Raw genomic sequence first — 11,999 nt, 5'->3', positions numbered from 1 at the left:
GATGTCTTATAGTCTGCATTATTGGAGATACCTTAACGTGTCTTGTGCTTTTAACGGAGGACTAATTAAATACCCTTGTATAATATCACAATGTAATTCCTCCAGAAACTTCCTCTGATCGTCTAATTCAACACCTTCTGCTACTAAAGATAACTGTAATTTTTTAGCTAGCGTAATAAAGGTCTCTACGATTGCTTTATCCTGATGGTTACTTTGAATATCTTGAATGAACGATCGATCAATCTTCAGTTGATCAATCGGTAAAGTCTTTAGCACATGTAAAGAGGAATATCCCGTACCGAAATCATCAATGGATATAGATACTCCCAACTCTTTTAATTGAATCAGTGTCTGAATAACAAACTTCACATCACACATAGCAATGCTTTCTGTAATTTCGAGTTCTAAATATTTAGAATCGATACCCGTTTCTTTTATTATATTGGAAACAGAGCCTATAAAGCTAGTATTTTGGAACTCTTTCATAGAAATATTCACAGCGACACACATTGCTTTCGCATGCTGTTGATACCAAGCGACTTGCTGTAGACAAGCAGTACGAAGTACCCACTTACCGATTTCTATAATAATCCCAGTTTCTTCTGCAATCGGAATGAATTTTAATGGTGGAATGATGCCTTTTTCTTGATGGTTCCAACGTATTAATGCCTCAAAACCATAGACTTCTTGCTTATTCAGCGAGAATTGTGGCTGATAGTACAGTTCAAATTCGTTTCTCTCTAGCGCTTGCTGCAAATCGTTAATAATTGCAAGCTTCTCCATTTCTTGTGCATGCATTTCACTTGAGAAGAATACATAATTACTAATCGATCCAGTTTTTGCTTTGTACATTGCAGTATCGGCACAGCGCAATAATGTAATCATATCCGTTCCATCTTTAGGGAAGCAGCTAATGCCAATACTCACAGAAGAGAAAATATTCATACCCTCTACTTCATATGGCTTTTCAAATTGTTTTATGATGGTAAGAGCTAGGTTCTCTAAAGCGGTATCACTGTAATAATTATCAATCACTATAGCGAATTCATCTCCACCAAAGCGATAGATGTTCTCCACTTCAGGAAAACAAAATCTTAATCGCTTAGCGACTTCTATTAGCAACATATCGCCAATCCTGTGACCTAAAGAATCATTCACCGTTTTAAACTGATTTAAGTCTAACATAAAAACGGCAAAATCAGTGGAGAGACTCTTTTGAGAAACTATCAATTCATCGACTGCTTCCTGAAAACGAACTTTGTTAGGAAGTGACGTTAAACTATCATAGTACGCTAGTCGGTGAATCTTTTCCTCGTCTTTCTTACGGTCCGCTATATTACGTACAACAATAACAGCGTTCCAACGTTCCCTCATGAAGATTGTCGATACTGTAATCTCTACAGGTATTTCCAACCCATCTTTCTTGAGTGCTATGATTTCTAATACTTCAATACACCCTGTATCCACTTGTTCTTGAAACTTATTGAGTCCTTCTAATAAAGCATCGTAATATTCGTGTTGATTAATTAAAAGATACCATGGCTTATTAATGATTTCTTCAAATGTATAGCCAAAAATTATGTGGGCTGCTTCGTTCCAATAAGTAATTTGCCCTCGATCATTAACAATTAGGATAGCATCCTGTGTAGCACGAGAAAGGATGCGAAACTGTTCCTTACTATCACTTAACTCTTGCAGGGTCTCGCTATAGCTATCATCGTTATTCAAAATAACATCGTTCAATAATATTTTCATCCCAAATATTGCGTTTGCGAACATGTTAATTGCAATAAAAACATACATTAAATAACTACCCTGACCATAAATAAAATAGTCAATGGTTGCAAGACCTACACATACGGAAGATGTAAAGACAGCGCCTAAATATCCCCAGAAGTGATGACCAATGCCAATCAACAATAACAAGGACATAATCTCGATTACAATATAATCCTGAAAAAAATAGGAAATGAGAGGTAGTGCTAGAATATATAAAGTTATGCTTAACAGTCGTAGCTTGCGGTTCAAATGACTACCCCTTTATTAATCTTGCTATATATTAATTTAGATTATTTTCAGAGTTATTTTTCTTGAAAAATAGTGTTGCTGTTGTTCCCTTTTCATTATAATCAATGGCTTCACAACACATAGATGATAATGAAATTCCTCTACCCCGTTCGGAATAATTCTCTAGATCGATTTTCTTATCAATTCTCTTTCGCCAATCAAAACCTTCGCCCTGATCCGTTACTTGTAATTTAAGAAAATGTTTAAATAAAAAAATATCAATCTTTACTATTTTCGATTGATTCATCTTATGACCATGCTCTATGGCATTCGTTATAATTTCTTGTAACGAAATAAAAAAAGAATTCATATTTATTTCATTACAACAAATGAGTTTAGATAACTGCTTTTCTAATGACGCAATATCTTCAATTTTGTTAATTTTAAAATTCCATGCTCTTAATATTTTAGGATTCCTTTGAATTACAAGGAAAGTTACATCATCGAGACAGGCATTTCCATCAAGAAATTTGAAATACAACTCATTCATATTAATGACCTGCTGTTGCGATTCCTTAAAGTAGTTTTTCTCTAAAAATGTGTGGATTCGGTGTAGTCCGAAGGGTACCCCATTATTTTCTTGCTCAATTAAACCATCCGTAGCAATAAACAACGTGGATCCTACATCCATTTCAATCTCTATTTCTGTAAATTCATACATCTGTGGATCAATATAATAAGATATCGGCATTCCTTGAATTTCTAACGTCGAAATACTGCCATCCTCATTGGCTATAAATATGGGGATTTGAATCCCAGCATTACTAAATGAGAATTTATTTGTATGTTTGTCTAATACTCCTACTAGAAGGCATACAAAGTGTTCTTCTAATATGGTTTCTTTTAAACATTGCGTTTTTATAAAATTCAAAATACCCTTGGAAGTTAATGATCTGTGTTTCGCATGTTCCTCATATATATAATGATTAATTGTTTCACGCAGGAAAATAGTAAGCATTGCACCGTCAAGTCCATGCCCAGAAACATCCACAATATAAATGAGCGTCTGATTTTCAAAATCGATGATATTGTAGAAATCCCCACCTAATTTTTGGGCAGGCATATAGTGAGCAGATAAGTTGAAGCCTTCAATTCTTGGCATAGAAGTTGGCATGAACTTTTTATGTAGCTCCACAGCCTTATTCAAATTCAAGTTAATTTCTTCATATGCTTTTTCTAGCTTTTCCTCTGCCAATTTTCGTTCCGTTATATCTTCTTTTACCGCTACAAAATGTGTGATTTCCCCGTCATTATCTTTAATCGGTGATATGGAGGCCCATTCCCAGTATAACTCACCGTTCTTCTTACGATTATGGAATTCTCCACGCCATTCTTTTCCTGAGGCTAGCAAGCGCCACATATCTTTATAATATTGTGTCGATTGTATACCTGATTTTAAGACTCGTGGGTTCGCACCAATGGCTTCTTCTAATGTGTAACCTGTGACTTCAATAAACTTAGGATTCACGTATTCGATTGTGCCAGACACATCAGTAATGACAACAGAAACAGGGCTTTGTTCAATTGCTTGTGTTAATTTTTTTAATTGTATTTCTGCCTGTTCTATTAGTCTTACATTCATAGGTAACCCCTCATCCCGAAGAATTCTTCAAGTCGTTAATCACTTATAACGTTTCTATGTGAATTACTTTGTTTAGGTGGATCATTTCAAACATCTTTTTAATATACTCACTACTCACATTAATGATTTTTAATTCCCCATTTTTTTCTTTCAGCTTTTTTTGGAATAATAGCAATTTCCCTAATCCTGAGCTATCAATTCCTGCAACATCGGAAAAGTCTATTGTAATAAATAAATAGCTATCATTATAAAGCTCAAGTAATTTATCTTTTAGAATATGAGAATTGCTCATGTCTATACGACCCTTTGGTATTATCATTGCTTCCTTTTCGCCATTTTTCACGATGTCCATTTAAATACCTCCTATATTGCTCATATACTTTGAGCCACGTCCTTTTAATAATATGGCAATATAGGCTAAGGATATCTCCTCAGCCTATACTTATATTTCTCTAGTTTCTCTAGATGCTGTTTTAATTAAATATACTCCTGTTTCTGTAAACAACTCAACGGTTCTTCCACTATTCCCACCAGTATCTTCAGCGATTAAACGTATGCCTAGTTTTTTCAGCGCTTCTTTACACGCCTCTACATTACGAGGGCCTATTTTCATCGTGTCCGACCCACCTGCAAAATTAAACATTTGGGCTCCACCGGCCATTTTCGCCACTAATCTAGCTTTGCTTGCACCTTCCTTTAGAACCATTTGTAACAATTCAGGCAAAGCTGTATCAGCATATTTCGCACTTTTAAATTCATCATTCTTGGCTAGCGTTGAAGATGGAAGCATAACATGCGCCATACCAGCAACTTTTGTCACTGGATCATATAAGGTTACGCCAACACATGAACCTAACCCTGTTGTTCTAATGGAATTGGGGAATTTGGCAACGTTTGAGTCGGCCATCCATACTTTAACTACTTCCATGGTTTTGCACCCCTAACGCGGTAAACAATTTTTCAAAAGACTCAGGATCAGGCAATAAGAAAAAATGACCTCCCCCATTTTGAACTACTGTTAGTTCAAGAGTTTCACGAAGTCCAATTTTAGCATCTATTAGAATTGCATAATCGCCACTACGTCCAAGCTCCATAAGACCTTCCCCTAGTAGCGCTCCTGCCATATCTATAGCTAAAGATGGTACACTTGGTTGTAAGTCTAGTCCGGTAAAATCCGATAAGGCCGTGAGATACGATCCTGATAAAATATTTCCTATTTCTTGCAAGACAGAGTATGACATTTCAGTAAACTCTTCCTCTGCTTGCCCAATTAAATCTTTTACAAGCTCCCGGGCTGCCTCAGTGCTAATGACGAAAAACATATTCCCTGAAATATCACCTTGAATGCGCAAAAATACAGTTGCAACGATGTGCTCTGCGCCACCCACGTATTCAGTGATTTCATTAAAATGCATTGGTAAAACACGAGAAACTTCCATATCTACCGCTTTATTTAGAAGCTTTGATAGGGAGGTAGCAGCATTCCCTGCACCAATATTACTAATTTCCTTTAATACGTCTAGTTGAAATGCGGTTATGTTACGGATCGGGTCTTTCATCAAGACTCCTCCTATTAACCTAACGCTTTATTGATAGCTTCAAGTACTCTATCTGCTTGGAAAGGTTTCACAATAAAATCTTTGGCACCTGCTTGAATCGCATCAATAACCATCGCTTGTTGACCCATAGCAGAACACATAATCACTTTCGCTGCTGGGTTTATCTTCTTGATATCTTTAAGAGCAGCAATGCCATCTTTCTCAGGCATAGTAATATCCATAGTTACGATATCTGGCGTGTGTTCTTTATATCTTTCTACTGCTTCTTCACCATTTGCAGCTTCCCCAACAATTGTAAAACCATTTTTAGAGAGTATGTCTTTAATCATCATTCTCATAAATGCTGCGTCATCAACTATTAACACCTTTGCGGACACGTATAATTCCTCCTAGCAATCTATTATTTTTAAATTTTAATATGTTTAGCAATATCCTTATCCATAACCTTAATATGGTTTATTGCCCAATCTACTAATTCATCTCGCAAGTTTTCTATTTGCTGAATGGAAAGATTGTCTGAAATTAATGACTTTTTCGCATCATATACCATTTTAATAAATCTAGTATGTTCATCTCTATGGTTTTTAAAATCAACATAGCCATGGCGAATCATAATCAATTCTTCTGCACCAAAGTGTTGAATTGTATAACCAATAAGATAGTTTACTGTTTCTTCAATATCTTCGTTATTATTCTCAGCTACAGCATCAACAAAATCAGAGATTCGATCAACAAGTTTTCGATGCTGATCGTCAATAATTCCTACACCCGTTTCAAGATCACTTGACCATTGTACCTTCATATAAATTCCACCTCTTCCAATTAAAATCGTTCTTTAACTGACATTGTAAGTTCTACTGAAATGCCTGAATCTAGCTGTAATGGTACAGAATAAACCTCAGGACAACTTGGATATATTTTCGATATCCCAATACTAATGATCGGTGGAGTAATATCAATTGTATAAGGAGGATCATAATCTATAAAGTTCGCTGCTGCATTCCCGCATACCCAATTAAAATATTCTTGTAATGCACTTCTGCCCATATCATCTAATTCAGACACTTCGATGCCGCCCATCATCGCTTTGACAATAGCCTTCGAGCAATCTTGTTCCATCCCAAAAATAATCTGTCCCACTAATTCATTGGTAACACCTACAATAATGCTTACATCTTTGGTAGTAATTTGGGACTCTCCTTTATGTAGCTCGCCAATATGAACGTTTTGTCCGAATTGCTGTTTGGCAATACTAGAAAAGGCTCTTATAAACGGTTTTGCATGTTTATAGACCAATGATTCTACACCACCCTTTTTCCACTACTTAGAACAATAGTTTAATATAATTCATTATATTGTATATGAATAATTTTTCAATATAATTATTCATTTCGCTTATAAAGAAAACTTGGCATTCGCCACATATTTCACTTTCTCTATAAGATTATATCTTTAATATGCAACTCTCGTTTTTTACGAAGATCAATGTACTCTCCATCCAATAAAAGTAGTGGTCGTTGTGGCTCATCTGTGTGGATTAGCATAATCTTAGCTCTTTTCCCATTATTTAATAGTACTGGATATCCAACATATCCACTTATGAGAAAGTGTGTAAATGTCAATACTACTTGCGGATTGAAATGACCATTATATATCCCTTTATTCAGCTCTTCTATCGCAATATAAGGGGACTCTTTCTTATGATATACACGGTCAGAGCATATGGCATCGTAAGTGTCAGCAATGGCAATGATTTGCGCATAATAAGGAATCTCATCACCCTTAAGTCCTAAAGGATATCCGGAACCATCAAGCCTTTCGTGATGTGCCAATGCAGCCGTTTGTATTTTCGTAGGAATCGCCATTCCTTGTAACACTTCATACCCGTATGTTGTATGGAATTGAATCCGATTATACTCATCGTTCGTTAATCGGCCTTGTTTATTAATAATATCATTGCTAATTTTCATTTTACCTATATCATGTAATAGACCAGCTTGGCTTAATTCCGTGATTTCATCAAGAGACAATCCTAAGAGTTTGCCAATTACACCGGATAGTAAGCTCACATTTAAGCAATGACGATAGGTATAGTCGTCAAACCCTCTAATCTTGTGCAGTACATGCAGAAGATAGCTACGATTCAATGCCCCCTCCAAAACTGGCGCAAAATTACTGAGAACTTGGTCAATCGACGAATTATCCTCATTTAAAGCTACGCTATTAAAAAGCTGCTTTACTTGGTTTAAATTTTCTATATAAGATTCATTAAACTCTTGGTTAATGTTAGACCATAAATTATGTACCTGATGAATGATTGCATCTGATATTTTCTTTTCTTCTTCCTCTACATGAACAGTGGTAATCTCATATTTAATAAGAAGTGATATGTCTTTAGGGGTTAAACGATGACCTTTACTAAGCAACTGCAAACCAGAACCCCTTGGATCTTCAACATCTTTGGCAAGAATATCATTTACGAGCAAATAGGAAAGCTGTTTTTGTATCATTCCATTACCACCTTAAAAAGAAAACTTGGAATAATTATAACATAGAATCATTAAAAATTATTTCTATATTCGCAAAATATTTTTCCATTTCTTCAATTTGCTCTAGTATGATTGCTTCATTTTGCTCCTTAGCACCTAATTCTAGAACTCTTCCTATTTCAGTCACCTTATGAAACCCATAACCAGAACCATAACCCTTCATGCTATGCCCCATAATTCGTATCGATTCAAAATCCTTCTGTGCCACATAATGCATAAGATTCATGATATCCTTTTTTCTATTGTCCAAAAAGCCAGGGATTAAATCTTCTAAATCTTTGTCCACTATCACTATGTTCTTAGACATTACGCCCTCCAAATACCTTTATTCTGTTGCCGCCGGTTCTTTTCGCATCATACAGGGCATGGTCTGCCTGACGTAAAAGCTCCTCTGCTTGTAAATCACAACAGTCAGAAAAGGTAGCAATCCCCATACTTACAGTTATAACACTTTTCACTAAAGAAAAATGATGTGGAACAGCTAGCTCAATAATTTCCTTTTGAATTCTCTGAGCCATTTGGTAGGCGCCGTTCTCAGCTGTATCTGGTAGAAGAACGACAAATTCCTCACCACCGTATCGGGCAAATAAATCATCCGCTCTTTTAGGAACAAGGTTGATGACATGCGCTATTAGCCGTAAAACTTCATCTCCTTTTTGATGTCCATAATGATCGTTATAAGCCTTAAAATTATCAATATCTAACATGATGATTGAAAAATGCTGTTTCGTTCTTTGTGCTTTCTTCCAGTACATGAGTAACGTGTCATCTAATTTTCTACGATTTGCAATCCCCGTTAACCCATCAATTGTCGATAAGTTCTCCAGGATTTTATTCTTCTCTTGAAGTTCCTCTGTTAATTCCGTTAACTGTTTCGTTAAGTCTAGGAGGTCACTTTCGCGCGCTTTTCTAGCCTTAATTTCTTGCTTCAAACGCAGCGAAGAGCTCATGCGAGCTAATAGTTCAATTTTATGAAAAGGTTTTTCTATATAATCGCTTGCCCCCGCTTCAAAAGCAGCTTTTAGCGTTTCTATTTCCTTCTCTCCCGTTACCATTATGATTGGTATATCTTTAAGTTTTAGTTGATTACGTACAATTTCACAGCCCTTAATCCCGTCAATTTCCGGCATAATTATATCAAGAAGAATCAGATCAATTGTATCATTGATATACGGTAAAGCTTGGTGAAAAGAAGAGAATGCTAGGATTTCATCGTACTCAGCTTTTCGTAATAAGTGCTCCAGCAGACTGCGGCTTGATTCACTATCATCGATTATCATGATCCTCAATCTTAATTCCTCCTCAGTTATATTCTACTCTAAGCGTTATTAATCTGGCAATTGCAATGGGATTAAAACATGATATCATTCCCAATATACTGATAGGCTTGGTGGGAGTGCAAGATATCTTTAAAATTCTTCTTATCAAAATCACTAGCATCTATTATTATAACAGGAAATTGTGTCGTCTCTGTTCGTATTGTCTCCAGTTCGTCAGTTAAAAATTTATAGAAAAACTTCTCCATCGTTATCTAGCATAAGTACTTCTTGATACCCATGGTATCCAAACGTCTCGTATGATCATATTTTTTTCAAAAGTTGTCTTTACTTGTTTCAAAGTACGGAAGTGATTGGCTTCTTCTACCTCTAATAAGTTCCCGAGAAAAATCGACCTCCAAAAAATATATAATATCGCTAGTAAGCTAGAGGCTGTAACTGTTAGAATAAGGAGTGTCTTCTTTTTTAAACTCATCATATACCACCTATAATAGGGAATGAAAGGAGAATGATTATGAGTCAGAATCATAACCAAAACAAATCTATAGAATCTATCGTCAAGGAATGCCAAGTACTTTATTTACAAGACTCTAAGAACGCTTGGGCGACCATTGATCAGTATACCCTTGATTTGCAATCCGACGAAATCATTAATCGTATGTATTTCGATCGGATATATCAACAGATTCATTCCTTAAAAGGAATTGCCAAAACAATTCACTTTCATGAGATTCATGAAATATGTGAAACAATCGCTCACTCCATTAAGCAAAATCAGTATAGTACCACTACACAATTGATTGAAGACTTATCTTTACTAAAAAGGGCATTTGAAACTCAAGAGGCAATATATCTCTAATATCGTAGTAACTTATTGACTCTTTCCACGAGAAATTCCGGATCAATTGGTTTTGAGATAAAGTCATTCACCTTTAACCGTACAGCGACATCTACTACTTTGCGCTCAGGTTCTCCTGTCACCAGCAACACTGGTACCCCTTGAGTTACTGGGTTAAATTTAATGTTTTCCAGGGCTGTAATTCCATTCATTCCAGGCATATTATAATCGATCAAAATTAAATCATAACCATAAATTTCTTTTTCAGTTGAGAAAAATTCATCTGCATTGACAAACTCCTCTACATGATAATTGCTTTGCTCAAGAATTTGTTTGACAAAATGCCGAAAGGTTTTATTATCATCAATCACTGCAATCTTCTTCATAGTATCCTCCTAGGACTCTAAATAATGTTTCATTTTACTAAAGAAATCATCTACAATGATTGGTTTTGTCAAATAGTCATCCATTCCTGCTTCCAAGCATTTCTCGCGGTCGCTTCTCATTGCAAATGCTGTTAAAGCAATGATTGTCGTTCTTCTTCCAGTTGTTTTCTCGATTTCTCGGATTTTTCGAGTTGCCTGATAACCATCCATAATCGGCATTTGCACATCCATCAAAATAGCATGAAAATCATGCTGCTGATAAATTTCCACTGCTTTCTCACCATTATCTACACTTAACACATTCCATCCTTGCTTCTCTAGTAATCGAGTGGCCAAAACAAGATTCGATACATTGTCCTCGACGACTAAAATAAGTGGTGAGTTCAAAAGCCATTCCCCCAATATAATTATATCAACAACACTGCTATCACATGGTACATACGTCATGGTTCTTTTGTAGTAGCGCATCACCATAATCTTATATGTTAATGATTGTAAAATCAATGAAAAAATTCTCCTAACTCCTAGGAGAATTTTCGTTTGAGTGACCTCTTATTCTTCTATATAACTTCTTTTATAATAATTTTCGGATCCAAATATAGGTCTATTTCATAGCTGTCTTTTACTGGCTTTTTATCTCGATCCATAATCACTCGAACCTTCGGTCTTTGTGGGCTGATTTTGTTTTCCTCTGATACTACAGCAATCCGTTCATCATTTAATAGCACTGACATTCCCACGGGGTATATTGAAATCTTATCTCTAAACAACTTCACTAAATCATAATCAAAGTGGAAATTCCCCGCTCCGAAAAGCATTTCTACCGCTTCATGGGGCAAGAATGGTTGACGGTAGGATCGAGTAGAAGTTAAAGCGTCATATACATCTGCTATTGCCACAATTCTAGCATATTCATGTTGTTCTTTACCCGATATACCTCGTGGGTAACCCGAACCATTCCAACGCTCATGATGTTGAAACGCAATATGAGCAGAAAGAAGCGGTACCCCCGGCTGATCTTTTAGAATTTCATAACCGTATTGAGAATGCTGTTTCATGACTGCATATTCTTCTTCCGTTAGAATATCCGGTTTATTTAAAATTTCTAATGGGATTAAAGTCTTTCCTACGTCATGAAGGATTGCTCCAATTCCCAACTCTATTAACTGGTTTCTAGTATATCCCATGCCTGTTCCCAATATAATCGCAATAATCCCGACATTGACAGAATGATGGAACAAATAATCATCCATGCTTTGTATATTCACTAAATTATACATACTGCTTGGATGTGCTTGAATATCAGTAATAATTGCATTAATTTCATTTCTTAGGTCCAAATCTTTAGACCCTATAATTCGTTCTTGTTTTTTCTTAAATAAGTTATTTAGAATAGTAGTGGTTTTTTGTAGTGTTTTACGTCTAGTTTCCTCCGATATTGCATCAACCGGGTTAATCCCATCCGTCAAAGGATCTTCAATATACACAAAAGGAATCCCTCGTTCTTTTAGACGATTGACCATAGATGGTGAAAGGGTAGAGCCCGCCTTTAAAAGCGTTTGTCCCGAATCCGACAAAACAGACTTAGCTAGTACATACGTCTCATTGATGATATTTTTAAGCGCTATAAGTCTCATAGACTATTCCTCACAAATAAGATATGTTATGTCAATTTTAACATCATAATCAATTGAATAAAATAGTACTTAAGGAGTGTACAAAAAACGGACTACTGATAGCC

General features: G+C 35.8%; 17 protein-coding genes. 1 reads left to right on the top strand and 16 read right to left on the bottom strand.

The window, feature by feature from the left end:
- Positions 1-18: 18 nt before the first annotated feature.
- From BHU72_RS05795 to BHU72_RS05740, 13 genes are all read right to left on the bottom strand, one after another.
- Complete coding sequence (locus tag BHU72_RS05795) at positions 19-2,028, bottom strand: putative bifunctional diguanylate cyclase/phosphodiesterase (RefSeq protein WP_069701696.1); 2,010 nt, start codon at positions 2,026-2,028, stop codon at positions 19-21.
- Positions 2,029-2,059: 31 nt separating this feature from the next.
- Positions 2,060-3,649, bottom strand: a complete 1,590-nt coding sequence (locus BHU72_RS05790; RefSeq protein ID WP_069701695.1) for a SpoIIE family protein phosphatase — start codon at positions 3,647-3,649, stop codon at positions 2,060-2,062.
- 43 nt (positions 3,650-3,692) lie between these two features.
- Positions 3,693-4,001 (bottom strand): STAS domain-containing protein, encoded by a 309-nt coding sequence (locus tag BHU72_RS05785; RefSeq protein ID WP_069701694.1) that lies wholly within the window; start codon positions 3,999-4,001, stop codon positions 3,693-3,695.
- 90 nt (positions 4,002-4,091) lie between these two features.
- The gene (locus BHU72_RS05780; protein WP_069701693.1) at positions 4,092-4,577 is read right to left on the bottom strand and encodes a chemotaxis protein CheD; all 486 of its coding nucleotides are present in this window, start codon (positions 4,575-4,577) and stop codon (positions 4,092-4,094) included.
- On the bottom strand, positions 4,564-5,208 hold the full coding sequence (locus tag BHU72_RS05775) for a chemotaxis protein CheC (protein WP_069701692.1): 645 nt from the start codon (positions 5,206-5,208) through the stop codon (positions 4,564-4,566). Before BHU72_RS05775 ends, BHU72_RS05780 begins: the two co-directional genes overlap by 14 nt.
- Before the next feature lie 14 nt (positions 5,209-5,222).
- Positions 5,223-5,585: a response regulator gene (locus tag BHU72_RS05770; RefSeq protein ID WP_069701691.1), complete on the bottom strand. Its 363-nt coding sequence runs from the start codon at positions 5,583-5,585 to the stop codon at positions 5,223-5,225.
- A gap of 29 nt (positions 5,586-5,614) precedes the next feature.
- On the bottom strand, positions 5,615-6,010 hold the full coding sequence (locus BHU72_RS05765) for a bacteriohemerythrin (protein ID WP_069701690.1): 396 nt from the start codon (positions 6,008-6,010) through the stop codon (positions 5,615-5,617).
- Positions 6,011-6,030: 20 nt separating this feature from the next.
- Positions 6,031-6,504: a chemotaxis protein CheX gene (locus BHU72_RS05760; protein ID WP_069701689.1), complete on the bottom strand. Its 474-nt coding sequence runs from the start codon at positions 6,502-6,504 to the stop codon at positions 6,031-6,033.
- A 140-nt stretch (positions 6,505-6,644) separates the two neighbouring features.
- A complete protein-coding gene (locus tag BHU72_RS05755; RefSeq protein WP_069701688.1) occupies positions 6,645-7,718 on the bottom strand; it encodes an HD-GYP domain-containing protein in 1,074 nt (357 codons plus the stop codon).
- Positions 7,719-7,752: 34 nt separating this feature from the next.
- Positions 7,753-8,064, bottom strand: coding sequence for an Hpt domain-containing protein (locus BHU72_RS05750; RefSeq protein ID WP_069701687.1), 312 nt, complete (start codon positions 8,062-8,064; stop codon positions 7,753-7,755).
- Entirely contained in the window at positions 8,057-9,037 is a 981-nt protein-coding gene (locus tag BHU72_RS05745) for a GGDEF domain-containing response regulator (protein WP_069702021.1), read from the bottom strand. The genes BHU72_RS05750 and BHU72_RS05745 overlap by 8 nt, the downstream gene beginning before the upstream one ends.
- 71 nt (positions 9,038-9,108) lie before the next feature.
- Positions 9,109-9,282 carry a hypothetical protein gene (locus BHU72_RS15845; RefSeq protein WP_176720419.1) on the bottom strand — a complete coding sequence of 58 codons (174 nt, stop codon included), beginning with the start codon at positions 9,280-9,282 and terminating at the stop codon, positions 9,109-9,111.
- A 2-nt stretch (positions 9,283-9,284) separates the two neighbouring features.
- Positions 9,285-9,509 carry a hypothetical protein gene (locus BHU72_RS05740; protein ID WP_069701686.1) on the bottom strand — a complete coding sequence of 75 codons (225 nt, stop codon included), beginning with the start codon at positions 9,507-9,509 and terminating at the stop codon, positions 9,285-9,287.
- Between the two features lie 39 nt (positions 9,510-9,548).
- On the opposite strand from BHU72_RS05740, the gene BHU72_RS05735 reads away from it, so the two are divergent.
- Positions 9,549-9,893, top strand: coding sequence for a hypothetical protein (locus BHU72_RS05735; RefSeq protein ID WP_069701685.1), 345 nt, complete (start codon positions 9,549-9,551; stop codon positions 9,891-9,893).
- Here the strand turns inward: BHU72_RS05735 and BHU72_RS05730 are convergent.
- From BHU72_RS05730 to BHU72_RS05720, 3 genes are read right to left on the bottom strand one after another with little or no spacing between them, the layout of a single operon-like run.
- Complete coding sequence (locus BHU72_RS05730; protein WP_069701684.1) at positions 9,890-10,258, bottom strand: response regulator; 369 nt, start codon at positions 10,256-10,258, stop codon at positions 9,890-9,892. The genes BHU72_RS05735 and BHU72_RS05730 overlap by 4 nt on opposite strands.
- Before the next feature lie 9 nt (positions 10,259-10,267).
- A complete protein-coding gene (locus BHU72_RS05725; RefSeq protein WP_218076106.1) occupies positions 10,268-10,762 on the bottom strand; it encodes a response regulator in 495 nt (164 codons plus the stop codon).
- Between the two features lie 56 nt (positions 10,763-10,818).
- The gene (locus tag BHU72_RS05720) at positions 10,819-11,895 is read right to left on the bottom strand and encodes an HD-GYP domain-containing protein (protein ID WP_069701683.1); all 1,077 of its coding nucleotides are present in this window, start codon (positions 11,893-11,895) and stop codon (positions 10,819-10,821) included.
- Between the last annotated feature and the right edge of the window lie 104 nt (positions 11,896-11,999).

This window comes from Desulfuribacillus stibiiarsenatis (assembly GCF_001742305.1).
GTDB classification, from domain to species: domain Bacteria; phylum Bacillota; class Bacilli; order Desulfuribacillales; family Desulfuribacillaceae; genus Desulfuribacillus_A; species Desulfuribacillus_A stibiiarsenatis.
This window is presented reverse-complemented; position numbering and strand designations above follow the sequence as displayed.

Coding starts and splice junctions, on each gene's coding strand:
- BHU72_RS05730 (WP_069701684.1), bottom strand. CDS start 10,258: ATGAAGAAGATTGCAGTGATTGATGATAATAAAACCTTTCGGCATTTT.
- BHU72_RS05750 (WP_069701687.1), bottom strand. CDS start 8,064: ATGTCTAAGAACATAGTGATAGTGGACAAAGATTTAGAAGATTTAATC.
- BHU72_RS05765 (WP_069701690.1), bottom strand. CDS start 6,010: ATGAAGGTACAATGGTCAAGTGATCTTGAAACGGGTGTAGGAATTATT.
- BHU72_RS05755 (WP_069701688.1), bottom strand. CDS start 7,718: ATGATACAAAAACAGCTTTCCTATTTGCTCGTAAATGATATTCTTGCC.
- BHU72_RS05720 (WP_069701683.1), bottom strand. CDS start 11,895: ATGAGACTTATAGCGCTTAAAAATATCATCAATGAGACGTATGTACTA.
- BHU72_RS05740 (WP_069701686.1), bottom strand. CDS start 9,509: ATGAGTTTAAAAAAGAAGACACTCCTTATTCTAACAGTTACAGCCTCT.
- BHU72_RS15845 (WP_176720419.1), bottom strand. CDS start 9,282: ATGGAGAAGTTTTTCTATAAATTTTTAACTGACGAACTGGAGACAATA.
- BHU72_RS05785 (WP_069701694.1), bottom strand. CDS start 4,001: ATGGACATCGTGAAAAATGGCGAAAAGGAAGCAATGATAATACCAAAG.
- BHU72_RS05735 (WP_069701685.1), top strand. CDS start 9,549: ATGAGTCAGAATCATAACCAAAACAAATCTATAGAATCTATCGTCAAG.
- BHU72_RS05790 (WP_069701695.1), bottom strand. CDS start 3,649: ATGAATGTAAGACTAATAGAACAGGCAGAAATACAATTAAAAAAATTA.
- BHU72_RS05745 (WP_069702021.1), bottom strand. CDS start 9,037: ATGATAATCGATGATAGTGAATCAAGCCGCAGTCTGCTGGAGCACTTA.
- BHU72_RS05775 (WP_069701692.1), bottom strand. CDS start 5,208: ATGAAAGACCCGATCCGTAACATAACCGCATTTCAACTAGACGTATTA.
- BHU72_RS05780 (WP_069701693.1), bottom strand. CDS start 4,577: ATGGAAGTAGTTAAAGTATGGATGGCCGACTCAAACGTTGCCAAATTC.